This window comes from Nonomuraea rosea (assembly GCF_039539705.1).
Classification (GTDB): Bacteria; Actinomycetota; Actinomycetes; order Streptosporangiales; family Streptosporangiaceae; genus Nonomuraea; species Nonomuraea rosea.
The window spans coordinates 268383-286346 of sequence record NZ_BAABDQ010000003.1 but is presented as its reverse complement, the minus strand read 5'-3'; the positions used below and the strand labels follow the sequence as shown (position 1 = coordinate 286346).

Sequence of the window (17964 nt, the reverse complement as noted above, 5' to 3'; positions counted from 1 at the left end):
AGATTTACCGATCATGAGTGAGGGGATCAAGGACCGGCCCGAGCTGTCCGAAGCGGCGGCCCAGTCTCGGGCGTCGGTGCTGCGGAGCCGCGCGGAGTCGTACATCGCCTTGTCGCGGCACGACGCCGCGATCGCGGACCTGACGGAGTCGATCGCGCTGGCGCCGGACAACGCGCGGGCGTGGCGGCTGCGCGGCGAGAGCCATCGCGTCGTCGAGCGCTACGAGGCCGCGCTGGAGGATTTCGACGAGGCGCTGAAGCTGGAGCCGGACAGCGCGTACGCACTGGGCTCGCGCGGCCAGACGTACGCGGCGACGGGCCGGCTGGAGGAGGCCATGGCGGACTTCGAGCACGCGCTCACCCTGTCGCCCGACTCCCTGTGGATCCTGGAGGCGAAGGCGGACGTTCTGGTGGATCTCGACCGGCTGGACGAAGCCCTGGGCGAACATGCCAAGATCATCTCTTTGAACGAGGACCTGGCCTATTCGTGGGTGGCCCGGGGTGACCTCTACCAGCGGATGCATCTGTACGCGGAGGCGATCGGCGACTACACGAAGGCGTTGTCCGTGGAGCCCGAGCACGTGCGGGCGCTGAGCCGGAGGGGCGAGGCCCTGCGTATGGTGGACCGCTACGAGGACGCCTTGGCCGACCTGAGCCGGGCGCTGGAGCTGGACCCCGACAACGACCGCGCGTACGGCAGCCGCGGGGCGGTGCTGAGCGAGCTGGGGGACGATGAGGCGGCCTTGACCGATTTGAACCGGGCGATCGAGCTGGACTCCGGGTACATCTGGGCTTACCGGGTGCGGGGGGAGATCTTGCAGGAGCTGGAACGCCATGAGGAGGCGGTCTCCGACTTCTCCCAGGCGCTGCACCTGGAGTTCGGCGACTGACGTTTCTTCGCACGGCACCCCCGGTTCGCACGGCACCCCCGGTTCGTCGGCATCCCCATTCGCACGGCACCCCCGTTCGTACGGCATCCCCGTTCGTACGGCATCCCCGGAAAGCTTCGCACGGGCATCCCCGGAGAGGGCCTCAGCGCTGAGCTGAGGCCCTCTCCCGTTCATCGTGCCGCTCTCCCGAACCGGGTCAGGACGGCGGCGCCGGACTGCTCGGCCGACAGGCACTCCAGGTACGCGGGCGGTCCCCCGGCGGGAAAGAGCCGCTCGCCGGCGCCGAGCACGGTGGGGAAGATCAGCAGCCGGTACTCGTCGATCAGGTCCTCGGCCATCAGCGCGCGCACGACGCTGAGGCTCCCGGGGATGACCACATCGCGGCGCTCGCGCCTGACCGCGTCGGCGAGTTCGCCGTCGAGGACCTTCGAGTTCGCCCACGCCGAGACGTCGGTCAGCGTGCGAGAGGCGACCAGCTTCGGCACGGCGTTCATCCGCGCGGAGAACGGGTCGTCACGCTCCGGCCAGAGCCGGGAGAACAGCTGCCAGGTCGCCCGCCCCAGCAGCATGACGCCGTCGTCCAGCGTGCTGCCGAGCCGGAACTTGTCCCCGGCGACCGTCCCTGGCCCGTGCCGGAACGCCCAGCCGCCGGCCGGCGTGCCCCCGGACCCGTCCGGGTCGGTCACGATGCCGTCCAGGGTGATGAACTGCATGACAATGACGCTCACGATGAGTGTCCTTTCGATCGATGCTCACCGGTACGTACCGGCGGCATCGGCCCGGCTCATCGCGTCTGGCGAAATTCCTCGACAGAAATCTGCTCGGGCAGGTCGAAGGCCGCGAACACCCCTGGATCGGCGAACACGACGTTGTGCGCGACCCGCCCGCCGGTGACCGTGAAGACCTGCAGCGTGTGCAGCCGGAGGCCGCCGCCGAGCTCCGGTGCGTACGCGGCCAGTGCCGGCTGCCCGTTGGCGGTCAGCCGCCGCATGCCCCAGCCCGTGCCGCGCATCTCGAACACCCGGCGCATGAACAGGCCGTAGTCCCGGCTGCCCTGGTACCACAGCGGCACCGGCGGCATCTCCAGGATCGCTTCCTCGCTGAGGAGGCGTACCAGCGCTGGTACGTCGGCGGCCTCGAACGCGCGAACGTACCGTTCGATCACCGCGCGCACCTCGGGGTCGTCCGGCTCGGACCACCCGCCGCGATCACCGACCTCGCCCGCTCCACCGGCTTCAGCGGCCTCGCCGTCGCGGGCTTCACCAGCCTCGGCCAGTGCGGCTCGGGCTCGCTGCAGGGCGCTGTTGACGGCCGGGACCGTGGTGCCGAGCTGCGCGGCGACCTCGGCGGCGCTGAACTCCAGCACCTCGCGCAGCACCAGCACGGCCCGCTGCCGCGGCCGCAGGACCTGCATCGCCGCCACCAGCGCCAGCCGCATGTCGGCCCGCATCCCGATGTCGAACCGCGCGTCGGGAAACGGCTGCAGCCAGGGGACGTCCAGCGCCGGCGCCAGCGGCGCGCCCGGGTCGTCGCTGGGCCCGCCCATCCCGGACGGCAACGGCCGCCGCGCCCGCCCCTCCAACGCGGTCAGACACACGTTGGTCGCGATCCGATACAGCCAGGTCCGGACCGACGCGCGCGTGGCGTCATACCGATCGCGCGCCTTCCAGGCGCGCAGCATCGTCTCCTGCACCAGGTCCTCGGCATCGTGGAACGAGCCCAGCATGCGGTAGCAGTACGCCACCAGCTCACCCCGGTACGGCTCGAAGTCCACCGGCTCATCCTGCCACGCACGCCTCCGCGGACGCTTAGCCGACCTCGTGCGGAACGACGACCACCTGCACGGTCAGACCGTTGACGAGGCCGAACACGCCCGGGTACGTCCCTCGCCCATTCGGCGCCGGGCTCTGGAATCTCACGTACATCAGCGCTCCTCTCGTGATCATTCTTCACGTCCGTCAAGCGGAGCAGCCGCCTGGCCGGCCAAGACCTGCGCCTGCCTTGGCCTTGCCATCGGGGGCGCCCCCGCTCCCATCCGCGCGACCTCTTGGCAACGAGCCGCGACAAAAGCGCGTGCATGTGCGGCACGAAACGGCTGTACTTTCTCCCATGATCGACTACCGGCAGAAGCACACTGCCGATTGGGTGCAGCACTTCGTCCGCCGGGGCCATCCCGCCGCCCGGCCACTGGCCGCCGGCGTCGAAGGGGCCGTTTACTGGCTCGATGATGGAGTGATCGCCAAGGTATGGAGCGGACGACCACCCCAGGACCTCGACCTGACCCGTCAGGTCTACGCGGACATCGCCCGCCACCGGTTGCCGTTCGCCACGCCGGAGATCCTGAGGGTCGAGGAGCGGGATGGCACCCTCGTCACCTACGAGCGCGAGCTGACCGGCTCACCACTCCGGCTGGACGCGACCGGACGCGACCTGACCTCCGGAGAAACCGACGCGCTCCTGACGATCCTGCGCGGCCTTGCCACCGTCCCGGGCACCGAAGCCATGCGACGCCTCACGGTGCAAGGCGACGACCGGCCGCTCTGGCGGGGGCACACCCGCTTCCCCGAAGCTCTCGCCGGAGTCGTCGAACGAGCATCCCGCCGACACGGCGAGTTGCTCGCCGCACATGTCCCAGACCTTCCCACAAAGGTCGTACGGATCATTCAGGCGCTCAAGGCACTGCCTGACCCATCGATCACCGTCATCCATGGGGATCTCGTGCCGCCCAACGTCCACGTCGACGCCACGGGCCGGCCCGTGGCCATCCTCGACTTCGGCTTCTTCACCACGGCCGGCGATCCGGCTTTCGACGCCGCCGTCACGGCTGCCGTCTGGGACATGTACGGGCCTTACGCCCAAGAGCACGTGGCGACCCTCACCCGCCTCTTCGCCGACGAGCTGGACTACGCACCGGAAACGCTGGCGCTGTACCAGGCGGCCTATGCCCTGACCACTTACGATCTGTTCTCCTCGGACGGCAGCGACGGCCACTTCCTTTGGTGCGCGGCGCTGCTCAACCACAGTTCGTTTTGACCCAGGGGTGTGGGGCCGCAGGCTTGCCAGGACGCGCCCGGGGCTCGCCGCAGGCTTGGGCGAACGCCACCAGGCACAGGCGCATGCCGCAGACCCAGGCGAACACCGCAGGCGAACGCGGGCCCCACCAGACGCAGGTAAGCACCGCAGGTGTAATCAGACGCCACCAGACGCGGGCGAACGCCGCAGATGCAGGCGCAGGTGAGCCGCCATCAGACGTCAGGAACGGCCTCGACCGTCGAAGCGTCTGAGCTTCTCAGCATGAAACGCCCCAGTGAAGGCCTTTCGCGCCGATCAGGCGCCCCCTTGTGAAGGTCCTCGTACGCCGCCAGGCGCCCACATGGCGGAGCCGGACGCGCCGCCAGGCGAAAGCGTCTGAGCTTCCCCGCGCGAAGCGCCCCCGGCGAAGACCTTACGCGCCGATCAGGCGCCCCCTGGCGAAGACCTCGTGCGCCACCAGGCGCCCACGTGGCGGAGCCGGGCGCGCCGCCAGGCGCGCCCCAGGGAGGGCAGTCCGAGCGGAGCGAGGTCCTTTGGCCTGGGGCGGGCGTCAGAAGGTGCACCACCCAGATGGGCAACGGGAGGGTGGCACCGGGCTCACCTATTGGGTTGCTCGCCGGGCGCGTACAGACGGACCCGGCGAGCAAGCCGGTCAGAGGGTCAGCAGGGCGCTGACCGGTAGGCGGGTGTCGGACAGCGGGCGGATGGCGATGCGGAGCAGCGCCCGCGCGTTGTCGTCGCCCGCGATGCGGTTGGCGCTGAGCTCGCCGCACGACTGGCAGTCGTGGATGATCAGCCATTCCCCGTCCTGGCGTACGCTGACGCTCAGCGCCGCCATCCGGCCCCGGCAGGCCGCGCGGCGGTCCCCCGGGATCCGGTGGTCGACGTGCAGGCTCGTCAGGCAGTGCGGGCAGTGGTTGCGGTGGGCGGTGCCCGGCGCGATCATCGGCACGTCCATCCGGCATCCGACACAGCGGAACGCGTCTCCGCGCTCGCCGTGCCGCGCCGTGCTCTTGCGTTGTTGCGGGCGCTCCCGGCCCGGGTTCCTCCTGGGCATGTCACAGATCGCCGAACGCCTCGAGCGGGAACGGCGGCTGCGCCAGCGGCCTGACGGCCATGCGCATGAGGATGAGCTGGTTGTCGTCGCCGCAGATGGGGTTCGACGTCAGCTCACCGCATCGGGTGCAGCGGTGGATGATCATCCAGTCGCCGGTACGCAGGACCGCGATCGAGATCGGGACCATGCGGGACCGGCATTCCGACGGGCCGCCTTCCACGCGATCGAGCACGTGCATCGAGTGCAGGCAGCTCGGGCAATGGTTACGGCGTGCGCCGTCCGGTGCGGTTTCGGTGACGGTGAGGCCGCAGCGTACGCACTGGAAGGTCTGGGTGTTGAGGATCGAGCGGGGCTTGCTGTTGGTGGACAACCTGGATTCTCCTTGCCGGAATGTCATTAGGGCAGCAAGGGAAGGCCGAGCGAACCTCGCGGTTTCCACGGGTGCGTACTGCATGCCCGGTCGGTACAGGGCATGCGGGGTGCGGCAGGTGTCCGGCCGATCAGGTGTGATGAGTCAGCGGGAGTGTCCCACGGCACGGCGAGGCGCACTTGGCGCGGTGCCAGGCATTAACTCACTCCCCTCCACGGGCATGACCTGCCCATGCGCTCTGCTGATCGGATATCAGCGAGGGTAACTTCGCGCGGCGGGCGTACGCGAATGGTTTTCCTGGCGAATGGCCGAATATGGTTCTAGATTCGGGCTCATGGGAATCGGGTTGACCGAAGAACATCTGGCGCTGGCCGAATCTGTGCGAGGGCTGGCCGAACGTGCCGCTGAGCGTGCTGTTGAGCCCGCCGCCGGGCGCACTGTCGAGCACGCGGCCCTGGCCGGGCAGGGGCTGCTGGGGTTGCATCTGCCGGAGGGGTGCGGCGGATATGGGCAGGGGTACGGGCTGCTGGAGTTGTGCGTTGCGGTGGAGGCGCTGGGTGAGCAGCGCGTCTGCGGGCCCTACCTGCCGACTGTGGTGGCCTCGGCTGTGCTTGTCCGGTCCGGAGGCGGCCTGGAGGCGCTGCTCGGTGCGCTGGCCGACGGCTCCATGACCGCTGCCGTCGCGCTCCCGGCCCCCGACTGGGCGTCCGATCGGGTGATCGGTCCTGTGGACGGCTCAGCGTCCGGCCTCGTGGCCGATCCGGTGGGCGAACCGATGACCGCCCCGGTGCGTGATCCGGGGGCCGCCCCTGCGCGCGATGCCGTGGGCGAGCCGGTGGCTGCCCCTGGTAGCGATCCGGACGCCGGGGCGGTGGGTGGGTCGGTGGCCCGGGGTGCTCTGATTGCCATGGGGGCGGCGGCGGCTGATCTCTTCCTCGTGCCGGTCGGCGGTGGCGCGTGGGCCGTGCTGGACCGCGCCGACGTCTCCGCCGTGCCCGCCGACGGCGTCGATCTGGACCGCGAGCTGTGCTCGGTCACCGTCCTGAACGTGCCGGCCGATCGGGTGCTGGCCGACGTGCCGGTACGGGCGATCGCCGCCGTGCTGCTGGGCGCCGACGCGTGCGGCGTCGCGGCGTGGGCGGTCGCGACGGCGGCCGGGTACGCCAGGATGCGCGTTCAGTTCGGGCGGCCGATCGGGCAGTTCCAAGGGGTCAAGCACCGGGTGGCGGCCGCCCTGGTGGCGCTCGAACAGGCTCGTGCCGCCGTCTGGGACGCCGCAAGAGCCCTGGACGAGGCCGCCGCCCAGCCCTGCACGAGCGCCGGTCCCGACCCCGGGGCCGACGCCGAGTCGAGCGCCGGTGGGGACGCCGGTGGGGACGCCGAGGCCGACACCAGGGCGGACGCCGAGGCGAATTCCGGGGCCGACGTCGGAGCGGACGTCGTACCCGAGGTGGAGGTTCGGCTGGCGGTTGCGGTGGCGGCGGTGCTTGGGCCTGATGCGGCCGTTCGGTGCGCCGCTGACGCGATCCAGGTGCTCGGCGGCATCGGCTACACCTTCGAGCACGACGCGCACCGCTACTACCGCAGAGCCCTGTCCGATCGGATGCTGGCCGGCGACCCGGGCCCGTGGGCCGAGGAGGCGGCGATGCTGGCGGTGGCGGGGGTGCGGCGGCGGATGGAGCCGGACCTGCCGGCCGAGGCCGCCGCCGTCAGGGACGCCATCCGGGCCGAGGCCGCGTCGCTGCGTGGCGAGGAGCCGGCGGCGCGGCTGAGCAGGTTCGCCGGGGAAGGGTGGATCATGCCGTACCTGCCGAAGCCGTGGGGCAGGGCCGCCTCGCCGCTGGAGCAGGTGATCATCCACCAGGAGTTCCGCGACCTGAACCGGCCGAACCTCGGCATCGCGGCCTGGGCGATCCCCTCCATCGTCCAGTACGGCACCCGTGAGCAGCAGGAACGCTTCCTGCCGAAGACGTTCGCCGGGGAGATCGTGTGGTGCCAGCTGTTCAGCGAGCCCGGCGCGGGGTCCGATCTGGCCGGGCTGTCGACGAAGGCCACCAGGGTGGAGGGCGGCTGGTCGCTGACCGGGCAGAAGATCTGGACGTCTCTCGCGCAGTACGCCCATTGGGGCATCTGCCTCGCCCGGACTTCTCCCGAAAAATCGAAGCACGCTGGTATCTCGTACTTCCTGGTGGACATGTCGTCCACTGGGGTCACCGTCAGGCCGCTCAAGGAGATCAACGGGGAAGAGATCTTCAACGAGGTCTTCCTCGACGACGTGTTCGTGCCGGACGACCTGGTGGTCGGCGAGGTGGACGAGGGCTGGCGGGTGGCCCGCGACACGCTGTCCCACGAACGGGTCGCGCTCGGCGACTCCTGGGGCCCCGGCTCGCAGCACACCGACATGGTCAAGCTGATCGCCAAGCTGCCCCCGCTCCGGCAGTCGCAGCGCGAGCAGGCGGGTCGTCTGTGGGCGGAAGGACAGGCCATCTCGGCGCTCGGTCTGCGCGTGACGCTCTCGAAGCTGTCCGGCGCGGACTCCGGCACCGCCTCCAGCGTCCGCAAGCTGCTCGGCATGCGGCACGCGCAGGCGATCTCGGAGTTCTGCTGGTCGGTGGCGCCGTCGAATCGCTACTGGAACCGCATGATCCTGACCACCCGCGCGTTCACGATCGGCGGCGGCACGACGGAGGTGCAGCTCAACATCATCGCTGAACGCGCGCTCGGCCTCCCGCGCGATCCCTGATCAACTCTTGGGATGGTACGGCGCGGCCAGGTGCGCGTACACGATCGTGTTGTCCCGGTAGCTGTGCGTCTGCCGGTCGAACGCCCCTCCGCAGGTCACCAGCCGCAGCCCTGGATAGGCGAGCTTGCCGTACACCTTCTTGGCCGGGAAGCCGCTCTTCGCCGTGTGCTCGACCTTGTCGACGACGAAGACGGCCACCGAGCGGTCGGCGCGCAGCACCTGGACCTGGTCGCCGCGCTTGACGTTCTTGAGCGAGGCGAAGACGGCCGGGCCCGTTCTGGTGTCGAGGTGGCCGGTGATCACGGCGGCGCCGCGCTGGCCGGGAACGGGGCCGTAGCGGTACCAGCCGGCCAGGTTCGGGGGGTCGAACGGCGGGTTCTGGATGGCGCCCCGCTCGTCCAGGCCGAGCTCCATCAGCGGGGCCGCCACGCCGATGGCGGGGATGTAGACGGCGGTGGGGCGGGCGGCCTTCATCGGCTTGGCCGCCTTGGTGAGCGGTATGCCCGTGAGCGGCACCTCCGCCGGCACGGCCGGGGCGGCGGAGCGCGGCTGCTTCCGTACGGTGGCCGCCGGGTCCCCGTCCAAGATGCCGCTGAAGCCGAGCCCGATCAGGAGCACCCCGGCCAGCGAGACCACGGCCGCACCTGCCCAGATCGCCCGCTGCCCGCGCGTCCGCCGCCCGGCGCCCTCGTCAGAGCGCACGCCCGGCTCCCCGCCTGCAGCGCAGCCAGATGGCGGGCTTGCGCTCGCGCGCCGGGCCCTGGACGGTCAGCTCATGCTCGCGCACCACATTCCGGACAGCCGGCTCGCCGTCGCGCACCTCGTTGCGGACGGCCGCCTCCCAGTCGCGCGTTTCGTTGCGGACGGCCGCCTCCCAGTCGCGCGTTTCGTTGCGGGCGGCGGGCTCGCCGTCCCGCGCCACGTTCCGGACAGCCGGCTCCCAGTCGCGCGCCGGGTTCCAGGGCAGGTCCCGGGATGGTGGGCGGGCCACCCTAGGGCGGGCCATCCTAGGCGGCGCTCTTGCGGCGGCGTACCGCGAAGCCGGTCAGGCCCGCGCCGGTCAGCAGCGCCGCGCCCCCCAGCGTGAACGGCCACATCGCGCCGTTCTGCGCGAGGCCGCCCCCGCCCGTCGCCGGATGTCCCCTGGGCACCTTGTGTTCGTCCTCGCCCGCAGGCCTCCATGGATGCCCGGACTCCTCCGGGCCCGGCCCGGAAGGCCAGGAATCCTGTGGCTGGGGCGCACTCGACCAGGAGTCTCCGGGCGCGGGCGCGCTCGACCAGGAATCATCCGGCTCGGCGTTGCCCGACCAGGAATCGTCCGCCGGTTCGTCGCACAGCACAGGAAGGGGCAGCGGGAGCAGGCAGGTGCCGGACCCCGTCGTCGGTGCCACAGCACCCGGATCGGCGGTGGCGGAGGCGGTGCCGATCCCGGCCACCATGCTCACGCCTCCGACCATGAAGGCGGCCATCGCTCCGGCCGCCGCGAGACGTCGCGCTCTTGCCATGAGAAGGCTCCAGACTCGGTTGTCGGGCCCCGATGCACAAGAGAGCCTTGCGAACTATTGGACCGAGAGTCAAGTAATGTGACCGAAGTGAAATCAGCCGGATACGGAGGGTTTGGTGTCAGGCTGTCGTGGCAGGAGATACCCCTACAAAGGGGGACAAAAGCCATGAGTAATCCACAACAGCCAGAACTTCGCAGGTCGGGGAAGTCGGCCGCCGAGTCCAAGTCTGCGGAAGCCGTATCGGAGACGAAGAGCGGAGCCAGGCGCTCCGGCCGCCCGCACGGCACCGACAAGGGCGGGAAGGGCGGCGGCAAAGGCGGCGGCGTGCCGCCGGCCCAGCGTCCCCGCCATCCGGGGTGAGCCGGATGAAGGGAAGCCTGCAGTTCATCGGCACCGCCACCACGCTGATCCGCTACAACGGGTTCACGCTGCTGACGGATCCGAACTTCCTGCGCCGAGGCCAGAGTGCGTATCTGGGCTACGGCATGTACACCCGCCGGCGCACCGACCCGGCCGTGGAGATCGAGGACCTGCCACCGCTCGACGCGGTGGTGCTGTCGCACCTGCACGGCGATCACTGGGACCGGGCCACGCGCCGTGCCCTGGACAAGTCGACGCCGGTCATCACGACGACCATGGCGGCGCGCCGCTTGCGCCGCCGGGGGTTCCGCCGGAGCGTGGGACTGGAGACGTGGCAGCAGCACGAGCTACGCCGGCCCGAGGGCTCCGTCAAGATCACCGCAGTGCCCGCCAAGCACGCGCCCGGTCCTGCCGAGGCGCTGCTGCCGCCGGTGATCGGTACGGTTCTGGAGTTCTGCGACCAGGATGGACGGGTGGAGCTGCGCGTGCACGTCAGCGGCGACACCCTGCTCGACCGGCGGCTGGAGTCGATCCCGCGCCGGTTCCCTGACATCGACCTGGCCATCCTGCATCTGGGCGGCACGAAGCTGTTCGGCACCCTCGTGACCATGGACGGCGAGCAGGGCGCGTCGTGGGTGGATCTGATCGACCCGCATGCGGTCGTACCGGTGCATTTCAACGACTACACGGTCTTCAGCTCACCGCTGGACGATTTCCGTCACCACGTCGAGCAGACCGGCCGGGCCGACCGGGTCGTCTACCTGGAGCCGGGCGAGACCCGTGAACTCGCCCCGCACCGTCTCGTCCGCCGCTGACCACCCGCCGCGCCCCTCTCCGAGCCCGGCCCGCTCAGGCCCGCCCCGCCCGAGCTCGGCCCGCTCAGGCCCGGCCCACCCGAGCTCAAGCCCGGCCCGACCATGGCCCCACCCGGGGCCCCGCCCGGGGCGAGGGCACGAGGCGAGGGCACGAGGCGAGGGCACGAGGCGAGGGCACGGGGCGAGGGCACGGGTACGAAGGCTGGGGCCGCCTGGCGCAGGAGCCCGCGCGCAGGCGGTCCCGGACACAAGGGCCCTGTGAAACCAAGGGGCCGGTTCAGGGTCAGGTGTCGGACCTGGCCTTGCTGGGCTGGACCCGCTTGGGCTCGCCCGGCATCTTCGGATAGTTCGGCGGATAAGGCATGTCGCCCCGCTCGTCCCCGGCGTACAGCTCCAGCAGGGGCTCGATCGAGTACGCCCGCTCGTCGATGTCCGCGTGCACGTCGCCCAGCTTGGCGAAGCGGGCCGGCACGGTGCGGATGTCGAAGTCCCTGGGGTCGGCGTCCGCCAGCTCTTCCCAGGTCACCGGGGTCGAGACGGGAGCATGCGGCTTGGCCCTGATGGAGTAGGCGCTGGCCACCGTACGATCCCGGGCGTTCTGGTTGAAGTCGATGAACACCCGCTCCCCCCGCTCCTCCTTCCACCAGGCCGTGGTCACCAGGGCGGGGTCCTTGGCCTCGACGGCCCTGGCCAGGGCGATGCCCGCGTGCCGCACCTGGACGAAGTCCCAGCGCGGCTCGATGCGCACGGCGATGTGCACGCCACGGTTGCCCGACGTCTTCACGAACCCGGTCATGCCCAGCTCGCCGAGCACGTCCCGGGTGAGGAAGGCGGCCTTGCGGGCGGCGTCGAACTCGACCCCGGGCTGCGGGTCCAGGTCGATGCGCAGCTCGTCGGGGTGCTCAACATCGGCTGCGCGCACCTGCCAGGGGTGGAAGTCGATGGTGCCGAGGTTCGCGCAGTAGGCGATGGCGGCCACCTCGGTCACCCGTAGGGAATCCGCCGTACGGCCGCTCGGGAACGTCACGGTCACCGACTCGAGCCAGTCGGGATGCTTGGGCGGCATCCGCTTCTGGTAGATCGCCTCGGTCTGCACCCCGTCCGGGTGCCGCTTGATGTTGGTGGGCCGGTCCTTGAGCGCTCGCAGCGCGCCCTCTCCGACGCTCACGTAGTACTCGACCAGCTCGCGCTTCGTGGCGCCGATCTCAGGAAAGTAGATCTTGTCGGGGTTGGTGACCTTGACGGTCCTCTCCCCCACTTCGAGCTCTATGTACGGCGATGCCATGCCCCCGAACTTACCCCTCCGCGTCAAGAGAGAGGTGGGCCCGCCCCGGAGCCGCCTCGGTGGCGGGACCGAGGGCTCGACGGGGCGGGCCGAAGAGCATCCGCCGCCGTTCCGGGCGCTGGCGCGCCACCCGGCCGGCCATCTCGATCCCCAGCGGCGCCAGCACGGGCGTGGGCTGTGCCGCTTGGCGGGATCTGCGGACGATCTCACCCCTTCGACAGGAGGCGATGACACCCCCATGCCTACAAAGACGCAAATTCACCCCAGAAAGGATGCTTCACCCTGCGGAGATCTCTTTTTGCCGCATCTCGTACTCTGGACGCATGGACAAGGTGGTCAAGAGCGAGGCGGAGTGGCGGATCGAGCTTTCGCCTGAGGAGTTCCACGTCCTCAGGGAGGCCGGGACCGAGCGCCCGTTCACGGGGGAATATGTCGACACCAAGACCGAGGGCGTCTACTCGTGCCGCGCGTGCGGGGCGGAGCTGTTCCGGTCGGACACCAAGTTCGAGTCACACTGCGGGTGGCCGAGCTTCTTCGAGCCGTCGGAGTCGGACGCCGTGCGGCTGATCGACGATCGCACCCACGGGATGCTGCGCACGGAGGTGCGCTGCGCCCGCTGCGACTCGCATCTGGGGCACGTGTTTCACGGCGAGGGTTACGCGACGCCGACCGATGATCGCTACTGTATCAATTCGGTGTCGCTGCGACTCGAACCCAAGGCGTGATCGGTTAAGGACAGCGCGTACCGATCGCCTACGCCGGGTAGGAGTCCCTCGTGCGCTTTGTCCATCTTCGCCACCGCTGGGTGACGATCGAGACTATTGGGCGCATCGTGACTCAACGGTGCGAGCTGTGCGCGAGAACACGCGTACGAGTGCGTTAGACCCGTTCCATCAGCTGGGCCATCAGTTGGGCGCCGGGTGGGTGACCCGGCAGTTGTGGTCGGACGGGCCGAGGATGTTGGCGAGCACCGGATTTCCGTTCTCCCCGAACTCGGCCTGTACGAACACCACCGGATTGGCCACGCCGGCGGCCCTGAGATAGTCCAGGCCGCGTTTGCACAGCGTGATGGCGTGCGCGGAATTGTATGCGGTACCTGGCAAGTCGGTATAAATGCGTAAATATCCGCCTACCGTGCGGATGTCTTTGAGGCGTTTCAGCGCCTTGTCGTTCGGGCCCCAATGCGTGCGGAAATATGCGGCCGCCTGCCGGTCGGTGTGCCGCGACGGGCCGTTCGCCTTGTAGCCCTTGGCGTCGCTGGGCTTCGGGCCCTCCGCCAGCACGTCTTCCGGAGTGACGACGCTCGCCACCATCCCGCCCGGCTCGACCGCGGAGGCGGTGGCGGGGATGCCGGGTGGAGCCGAGCCGGCGGGCTGGGCGCCGGAGGTGTCGCCAGTGGCGGGGGCCGTTGCTGGGGCCGTTGCTGGGGCCGCGGTCGTGGCTGTGGCCTTGGGCAGCGGGCTCTGGCGGATCTCCCTGGGCTCGGCCGCCGCGCTCGCCCGTGGGCCGGCCTCCGCCGCCTTGCCGGACAGCGCCGAGGGGCCTTCGCCCAGCTCCGCCGCCGTCTCACGACCCGAAGGCCCTGAGGCGGCCGGGCGCGTGGCGCCAGCGGTCAGCGCGCCGCCGAACGTGCCGTTCATGACGAGCAACCCGGCGACCCCTCCGGCCAGCGCCAACGCCCCGGCCACCAGACACCGCCGCCCGGTACGCCGCCGCCGCCGCGCCCGCCGCGCCCCCTCAGCCGCCCGCCGCCCCCCGCTTCCACGACTTCCGGCATCGCGCCCTGCAGCATCACGCCCTTCGGCGTCACGACCTCCCGGGTCACGCTCTCCGGCGTCACGCCCAGCCGCGTCACGACCCCCTGCGTCAGGACTCGCGGAGCCACGCCGACCAGCGTCACTCCCGCCCTCATCACGCCATACCGAGCCACGCCCTCCGGACTCGTGGCGGCCGGACTCGTGGCGGCCGGCGTCGTGGCGCCCGGTGTCGCGACGGTCGCCGGCATGGCGGCGTCCCTTTTCGGGGCGTTCGTCCAGGAGACGGCTGGGTTCTGGGGGCCCGCCCACGCGACGGACGAATTCCGGAGGTACGCCCACGCGGCGATCAGGTTCTGGAGGCCCGCCCACACGACTACCGGCCTCGGTGGATCCGTCGAGCCGGTTCCTGGGCTCGAAAAAGCCCCTTTGCCGGACTCCGTCCGTTCGAGGCCCAGGGCGGTCATCCGGCTCGGGACGTCCGGCCTGGTGACGACCTGCCTCAAGGCTGACCGCCTCATGACGGCTGACCTCAGGTGCCGCGTGCCGTCCAGCCGCGTGGCGCCGGTGACCCGGCCTGCCCGACTCGTCCACCCCGGCCTCCCTGCCCTCGTGACAACCCTTGTGACGCCTTGTGACGCCCCTCGACGTCCCATCGGCACCCGATGCGACGTCCGTTGCGGCGCCCTGGTGTGACGCCTCAGTGCGGCGTCCGGTTGACGACCGCCCGCGACCCGTACGAGAAACCCGGTGCGACGACCCCGATGGGACGTTCCACCGGAACGCGCCCACCGCCGCCCGCACCACACGAACAAGGGGATTTCTCTGATTGTGACAAAAGGGATAGATCACTTCAGTTGGATCGCCAACTTGGGCCTTGCGATTTCTAGATCAGTTCCAGCACACTTCCAAGGTGTCCAGGGACGAGATCCTGAAATGTCACGAATTACGAAAAAAATTCGGCGACCTCACCGCCGTTGACGACGTCAGCTTCACCATCGAATCCGGCGAAACCTACGGACTCCTCGGCCCCAACGGCGCAGGCAAGACCACCACGATTTCCATGATCGCCGGAATCCTGGAACGCGACGGCGGCGACGTGTCGATCTCCGGCCGCCCCCACAGCACCACCAGCACCTGGGGCAAGAAGCAGATCGGGTACGTCCCCCAGGACCTGGCCCTCTACCCCGACCTCACCGCCCGCGAGAACCTGCGCTTCTTCGCCAGGCTCTACGGCCTGCGCCGCGCGGAGGCACGCCCGAGGATCGACGAGGTCCTGGAGGTCGTCGGCCTGACGGACCGGGCGAACGACCCGGTCAAGGACTATTCGGGCGGCATGAAGCGCCGGCTCAACATCGGCGTCGGCCTCCTGCACCGCCCGCCCCTGCTGATCCTCGACGAGCCCACCGCCGGCGTCGACCCGCAGAGCCGCAACGCCATCCTGGAGAGCGTCTCCGCGCTGACCGGCGAAGGCGTCGCCGTCCTCTACACCACGCACTACATGGAGGAGGCCGAGCGCCTCTGCGACCGCATCGGCATCATCGACCTGGGCCGCATCAAGGCCGAGGGCACCCGCAGGGAACTGGTCGGCCTGGTGGGCGAGCTGGACCGCATCTCGCTGACCGCCGACGACGGCGCGAAGGCCGTACCGGCGCTGGAGGCCCTGCCGGAGGTGCGCAAGGTGAGCCACCACGAGAGCCACCTCGAGGTGATGGTGGAGGACGCGCGGCAGTCGCTGACCACGGTGCTCGCGGCGGCGACCGCCGCCGGCACGGTCGTCCGCGCGGTCGAGGTGCACGAGCCGAACCTGGAGTCGGTCTTCCTGCACCTCACCGGCAAGGCCTTACGGGACTGACATGCGGACGATCCTCCTCATCTCCGGCAAGGACCTGCGGCAGCGGGTCAGGGACAAGTCGCTGTTCCTGCTGGCGATCGTGGTGCCGTTCGGCCTGGCGGCCATCTTCAGCCTGGTCTTCAAGGGCGTCGACACCCAGGAGGTGGCCACGTTCGCGGTGGCCGACCAGGACCGGGGACAGATCGCGACCGCCTTCACCGGGCAGGTGCTGGGCACCCTCGAACGCAACGGGGTGATCCGGCTCAGAACGGCGGGCACCGAGCAGGAGGCGCGCGCCCTGATCGGCCGCGGCGAGGCGCGGGCGGCCTACGTCATCCCCGCCGGATTCAGCCGATCGGTGCTGAGCGGGCAGCCCGCCACGCTCCACGTGATCGGGAACGTGGACGCGCAGATCGGGACGTTCGTGGCCCGCTCGGTGGCGGAGTCGTTCGCCGCCGAGGTCCGCTACGTGCAGGTGGCGCTGGCGGCCAAGGGCGGCGGCACGCCGCAGGAGGCCGCCGCGGTGCCGGCGCCCGTCACCGTCGAGAACCTGACCGCCGACCGGCGGCAGCTCTCGCTGTCGGAGCAATTCGCGGCCGGGATGGCGGTGTTCTTCCTGTTCTTCACGGTGCAGTTCGGCTTCAGCTCGATTCTGGACGAACGCCGCGACGGCACCCTGTCCAGGCTCCTGGCCGCGCCCGTCCCCCGCTCCACCATCGTCTTCGGCAAGCTGCTGAGCGGCGTCGTGGTCGGGATCGTCAGCATGACCGTGCTGCTGTCCGCCGCCACCCTGCTGCTGGACGCCCGGTGGGGCGACCCGCTCGGCGTCGGGCTGCTCGTCGTGGCGGGCGTGCTGGCGGCCAGCGGGATCATGGCCCTGGTCGCCACCGTGGCCAGGACGGCCGAGCAGGCGGGCAACGTCGAGTCGGTCGTCGCGGTGCTCATGGGCGTGCTCGGCGGGGTCTTCATCCCGATCCAGCAGGTGAGCGGCGTGTTCGCGACGCTGAGCTTCGTCACCCCGCACCGCTGGTTCCTGCAAGGGCTGGCCGACGTCCACGGCGAGAACGCGCCGGTCGTCGCGCTCGTGCCGGTGCTGGCGCTGCTCGGCTTCGCCGCGGTGACGATCGGGATCGCGCTGCTGCGGGTGGGAAGGATGCTCAGGACGTGATCGCCCCGATGTTCACGATCGCCTGGATCAATCTGGTCAGGCTGTTCCGGGACCGGACGAACATCTTCTTCGTCATCATCTTCCCGATCATCCTCATCATGGTGCTCGGCCTGTCGTTCGGCTCAGGCGGCTGGAGCCCGCGCATCGGCGTCACGGGCGCGAGCGGCCCGCAGGCCGCCAAGCTCGTGGCGGCGCTGGAGCGTTCGGCGGACATGCAGGTCGTACGGCTCGACGACGACGCCGAGGCGCGCGCACGGGTCGAACGCGGCACACTCACGGCGGCCCTCATCATCCCGCCGGGCTACGACCACGCGCTGTCGAGCTTCATCCCGATCCAGCTCCCCTACATCACCCGGAACGAGCCCAGCGCCCTCCAGCTCGGCGCCGCCGTCAGAGCCGTGGTCTCGGAGACCACCATGCCCGCCAGAGCCGCCGCGTACGTCAGGAACGGCTCCTTCGGCGACCTCGTGGCCAAGGCGGAATCCGTCACCGTGCCCGGCATCACGATCGAGGTGACCACGACGGGCACCGCGGCCATCCCCGGCAACGTGACCGGCTTCGACATCTCCGCCACCTCGCAGCTCCTGCTGTTCGTCTTCCTGACGTCGCTGACCGGCGCGGCGACGCTGATCGAGACGCGGCGGCTCGGCCTGTCACGCAGGATGTACGCGTCGCCGGTGTCCAGCGGCTCGATCCTGCTCGGCGAGGCGGCGGGGCGGGTGGCCGTGGCGCTGGTCCAGGGCCTGATCATCATGCTCGGCTCAGGGCTGCTCTTCGGCGTCCGGTGGGGCGACCCGCTCGGCGCGGCGGCCTTGCTGCTGGCGTTCTCGCTGGTGGGCGGGGGTGCGGCGATGCTGCTCGGCGCGGTGCTGCGCACCGAGCAGCAGGCGACCTCGCTGGGCCTGCTGCTCGGCCTGGGCCTGGCCGCGATCGGCGGCGCGATGCTGCCGCTCGACCTGTTCTCCGGCACGATGCGGCAGATCGCGCACTTCACCCCGCACGCGTGGGCGCTGGACGGGTTCGCCGAGCTGCTGCGCAGGAACGGCACGATCGCCGACATCCTGCCGCAGCTCGGCGTGCTGGCCGGGGTCGCCGCGGCGCTGCTCGCGCTCGGCTCCTGGCGCCTGCGCGCGGCACTCACCCGCTAATCG

General features: G+C 70.5%; 19 protein-coding genes. 9 read left to right on the top strand and 10 right to left on the bottom strand.

Annotated elements, in window-relative coordinates; translation table 11 throughout:
- The first annotated feature begins 13 nt into the window (after nt 1-13).
- Nucleotides 14-889 carry a tetratricopeptide repeat protein gene (locus ABEA43_RS08765; RefSeq protein WP_345560113.1) on the top strand — a complete coding sequence of 292 codons (876 nt, stop codon included), beginning with the start codon at nt 14-16 and terminating at the stop codon, nt 887-889.
- 170 nt (nt 890-1059) lie between these two features.
- Here ABEA43_RS08765 and ABEA43_RS08760 read toward each other — a convergent pair whose 3' ends face one another.
- Both ABEA43_RS08760 and ABEA43_RS08755 read right to left on the bottom strand, forming a co-directional pair.
- Nucleotides 1060-1617: a dihydrofolate reductase family protein gene (locus ABEA43_RS08760; protein ID WP_345560112.1), complete on the bottom strand. Its 558-nt coding sequence runs from the start codon at nt 1615-1617 to the stop codon at nt 1060-1062.
- 56 nt (nt 1618-1673) lie between these two features.
- A complete protein-coding gene (locus tag ABEA43_RS08755) occupies nt 1674-2663 on the bottom strand; it encodes an RNA polymerase subunit sigma-70 (RefSeq protein WP_345560111.1) in 990 nt (329 codons plus the stop codon).
- Nucleotides 2664-2998: 335 nt separating this feature from the next.
- Here ABEA43_RS08755 and ABEA43_RS08750 point away from each other — a divergent pair, with 335 nt between their 5' ends.
- Nucleotides 2999-3922, top strand: coding sequence for a phosphotransferase family protein (locus ABEA43_RS08750; protein ID WP_345560110.1), 924 nt, complete (start codon nt 2999-3001; stop codon nt 3920-3922).
- A 652-nt stretch (nt 3923-4574) separates the two neighbouring features.
- On the opposite strand, the gene ABEA43_RS08745 is transcribed toward ABEA43_RS08750, so the two are convergent.
- Both ABEA43_RS08745 and ABEA43_RS08740 read right to left on the bottom strand, forming a co-directional pair.
- A complete protein-coding gene (locus ABEA43_RS08745; protein WP_345560109.1) occupies nt 4575-4979 on the bottom strand; it encodes an RNHCP domain-containing protein in 405 nt (134 codons plus the stop codon).
- 1 nt (nt 4980) lies between these two features.
- Nucleotides 4981-5349, bottom strand: a complete 369-nt coding sequence (locus ABEA43_RS08740) for an RNHCP domain-containing protein (RefSeq protein WP_345560108.1) — start codon at nt 5347-5349, stop codon at nt 4981-4983.
- Between the two features lie 334 nt (nt 5350-5683).
- Here ABEA43_RS08740 and ABEA43_RS08735 point away from each other — a divergent pair, with 334 nt between their 5' ends.
- Complete coding sequence (locus tag ABEA43_RS08735; RefSeq protein WP_345560107.1) at nt 5684-8092, top strand: acyl-CoA dehydrogenase family protein; 2409 nt, start codon at nt 5684-5686, stop codon at nt 8090-8092.
- Here ABEA43_RS08735 and ABEA43_RS08730 read toward each other — a convergent pair whose 3' ends face one another.
- From ABEA43_RS08730 to ABEA43_RS08720, 3 genes are read right to left on the bottom strand one after another with little or no spacing between them, the layout of a single operon-like run.
- Nucleotides 8093-8794 carry a class F sortase gene (locus tag ABEA43_RS08730; protein ID WP_345560106.1) on the bottom strand — a complete coding sequence of 234 codons (702 nt, stop codon included), beginning with the start codon at nt 8792-8794 and terminating at the stop codon, nt 8093-8095.
- On the bottom strand, nt 8784-9083 hold the full coding sequence (locus ABEA43_RS08725; protein WP_345560105.1) for a hypothetical protein: 300 nt from the start codon (nt 9081-9083) through the stop codon (nt 8784-8786). The genes ABEA43_RS08730 and ABEA43_RS08725 overlap by 11 nt, the downstream gene beginning before the upstream one ends.
- A 16-nt stretch (nt 9084-9099) precedes the next feature.
- Nucleotides 9100-9597 carry a hypothetical protein gene (locus ABEA43_RS08720; RefSeq protein WP_345560104.1) on the bottom strand — a complete coding sequence of 166 codons (498 nt, stop codon included), beginning with the start codon at nt 9595-9597 and terminating at the stop codon, nt 9100-9102.
- A gap of 165 nt (nt 9598-9762) precedes the next feature.
- Between ABEA43_RS08720 and ABEA43_RS08715 the strand changes: the two genes are divergently transcribed.
- Both ABEA43_RS08715 and ABEA43_RS08710 read left to right on the top strand, forming a co-directional pair.
- Entirely contained in the window at nt 9763-9957 is a 195-nt protein-coding gene (locus ABEA43_RS08715; protein ID WP_345560103.1) for a hypothetical protein, read from the top strand.
- A gap of 5 nt (nt 9958-9962) precedes the next feature.
- Nucleotides 9963-10772: an MBL fold metallo-hydrolase gene (locus tag ABEA43_RS08710; protein WP_345560102.1), complete on the top strand. Its 810-nt coding sequence runs from the start codon at nt 9963-9965 to the stop codon at nt 10770-10772.
- A 283-nt stretch (nt 10773-11055) separates the two neighbouring features.
- Here ABEA43_RS08710 and ligD read toward each other — a convergent pair whose 3' ends face one another.
- On the bottom strand, nt 11056-12057 hold the full coding sequence (ligD, locus tag ABEA43_RS08705) for a non-homologous end-joining DNA ligase (protein ID WP_345560101.1): 1002 nt from the start codon (nt 12055-12057) through the stop codon (nt 11056-11058).
- 323 nt (nt 12058-12380) lie between these two features.
- On the opposite strand from ligD, the gene msrB reads away from it, so the two are divergent.
- Entirely contained in the window at nt 12381-12782 is a 402-nt protein-coding gene (gene msrB, locus ABEA43_RS08700; protein ID WP_345560100.1) for a peptide-methionine (R)-S-oxide reductase MsrB, read from the top strand.
- A 180-nt stretch (nt 12783-12962) separates the two neighbouring features.
- On the opposite strand, the gene ABEA43_RS08695 is transcribed toward msrB, so the two are convergent.
- Together ABEA43_RS08695 and ABEA43_RS08690 are read right to left on the bottom strand one after the other, a co-directional pair.
- On the bottom strand, nt 12963-13745 hold the full coding sequence (locus ABEA43_RS08695) for a TrbL/VirB6 family protein (RefSeq protein ID WP_345560099.1): 783 nt from the start codon (nt 13743-13745) through the stop codon (nt 12963-12965).
- On the bottom strand, nt 13694-13942 hold the full coding sequence (locus ABEA43_RS08690; protein ID WP_345560098.1) for a hypothetical protein: 249 nt from the start codon (nt 13940-13942) through the stop codon (nt 13694-13696). Before ABEA43_RS08690 ends, ABEA43_RS08695 begins: the two co-directional genes overlap by 52 nt.
- Before the next feature lie 782 nt (nt 13943-14724).
- On the opposite strand from ABEA43_RS08690, the gene ABEA43_RS08685 reads away from it, so the two are divergent.
- Genes ABEA43_RS08685 through ABEA43_RS08675 form a run of 3 tightly spaced genes read left to right on the top strand, consistent with a single transcriptional unit; the run spans nt 14725 to nt 17961 of the window.
- Nucleotides 14725-15666, top strand: coding sequence for an ABC transporter ATP-binding protein (locus ABEA43_RS08685; RefSeq protein WP_345560097.1), 942 nt, complete (start codon nt 14725-14727; stop codon nt 15664-15666).
- Between the two features lies 1 nt (nt 15667).
- Complete coding sequence (locus ABEA43_RS08680) at nt 15668-16813, top strand: ABC transporter permease (protein WP_345560096.1); 1146 nt, start codon at nt 15668-15670, stop codon at nt 16811-16813.
- Nucleotides 16810-17961 carry an ABC transporter permease gene (locus ABEA43_RS08675; protein ID WP_345560095.1) on the top strand — a complete coding sequence of 384 codons (1152 nt, stop codon included), beginning with the start codon at nt 16810-16812 and terminating at the stop codon, nt 17959-17961. Before ABEA43_RS08680 ends, ABEA43_RS08675 begins: the two co-directional genes overlap by 4 nt.
- The last annotated feature ends 3 nt before the right edge of the window (nt 17962-17964 follow it).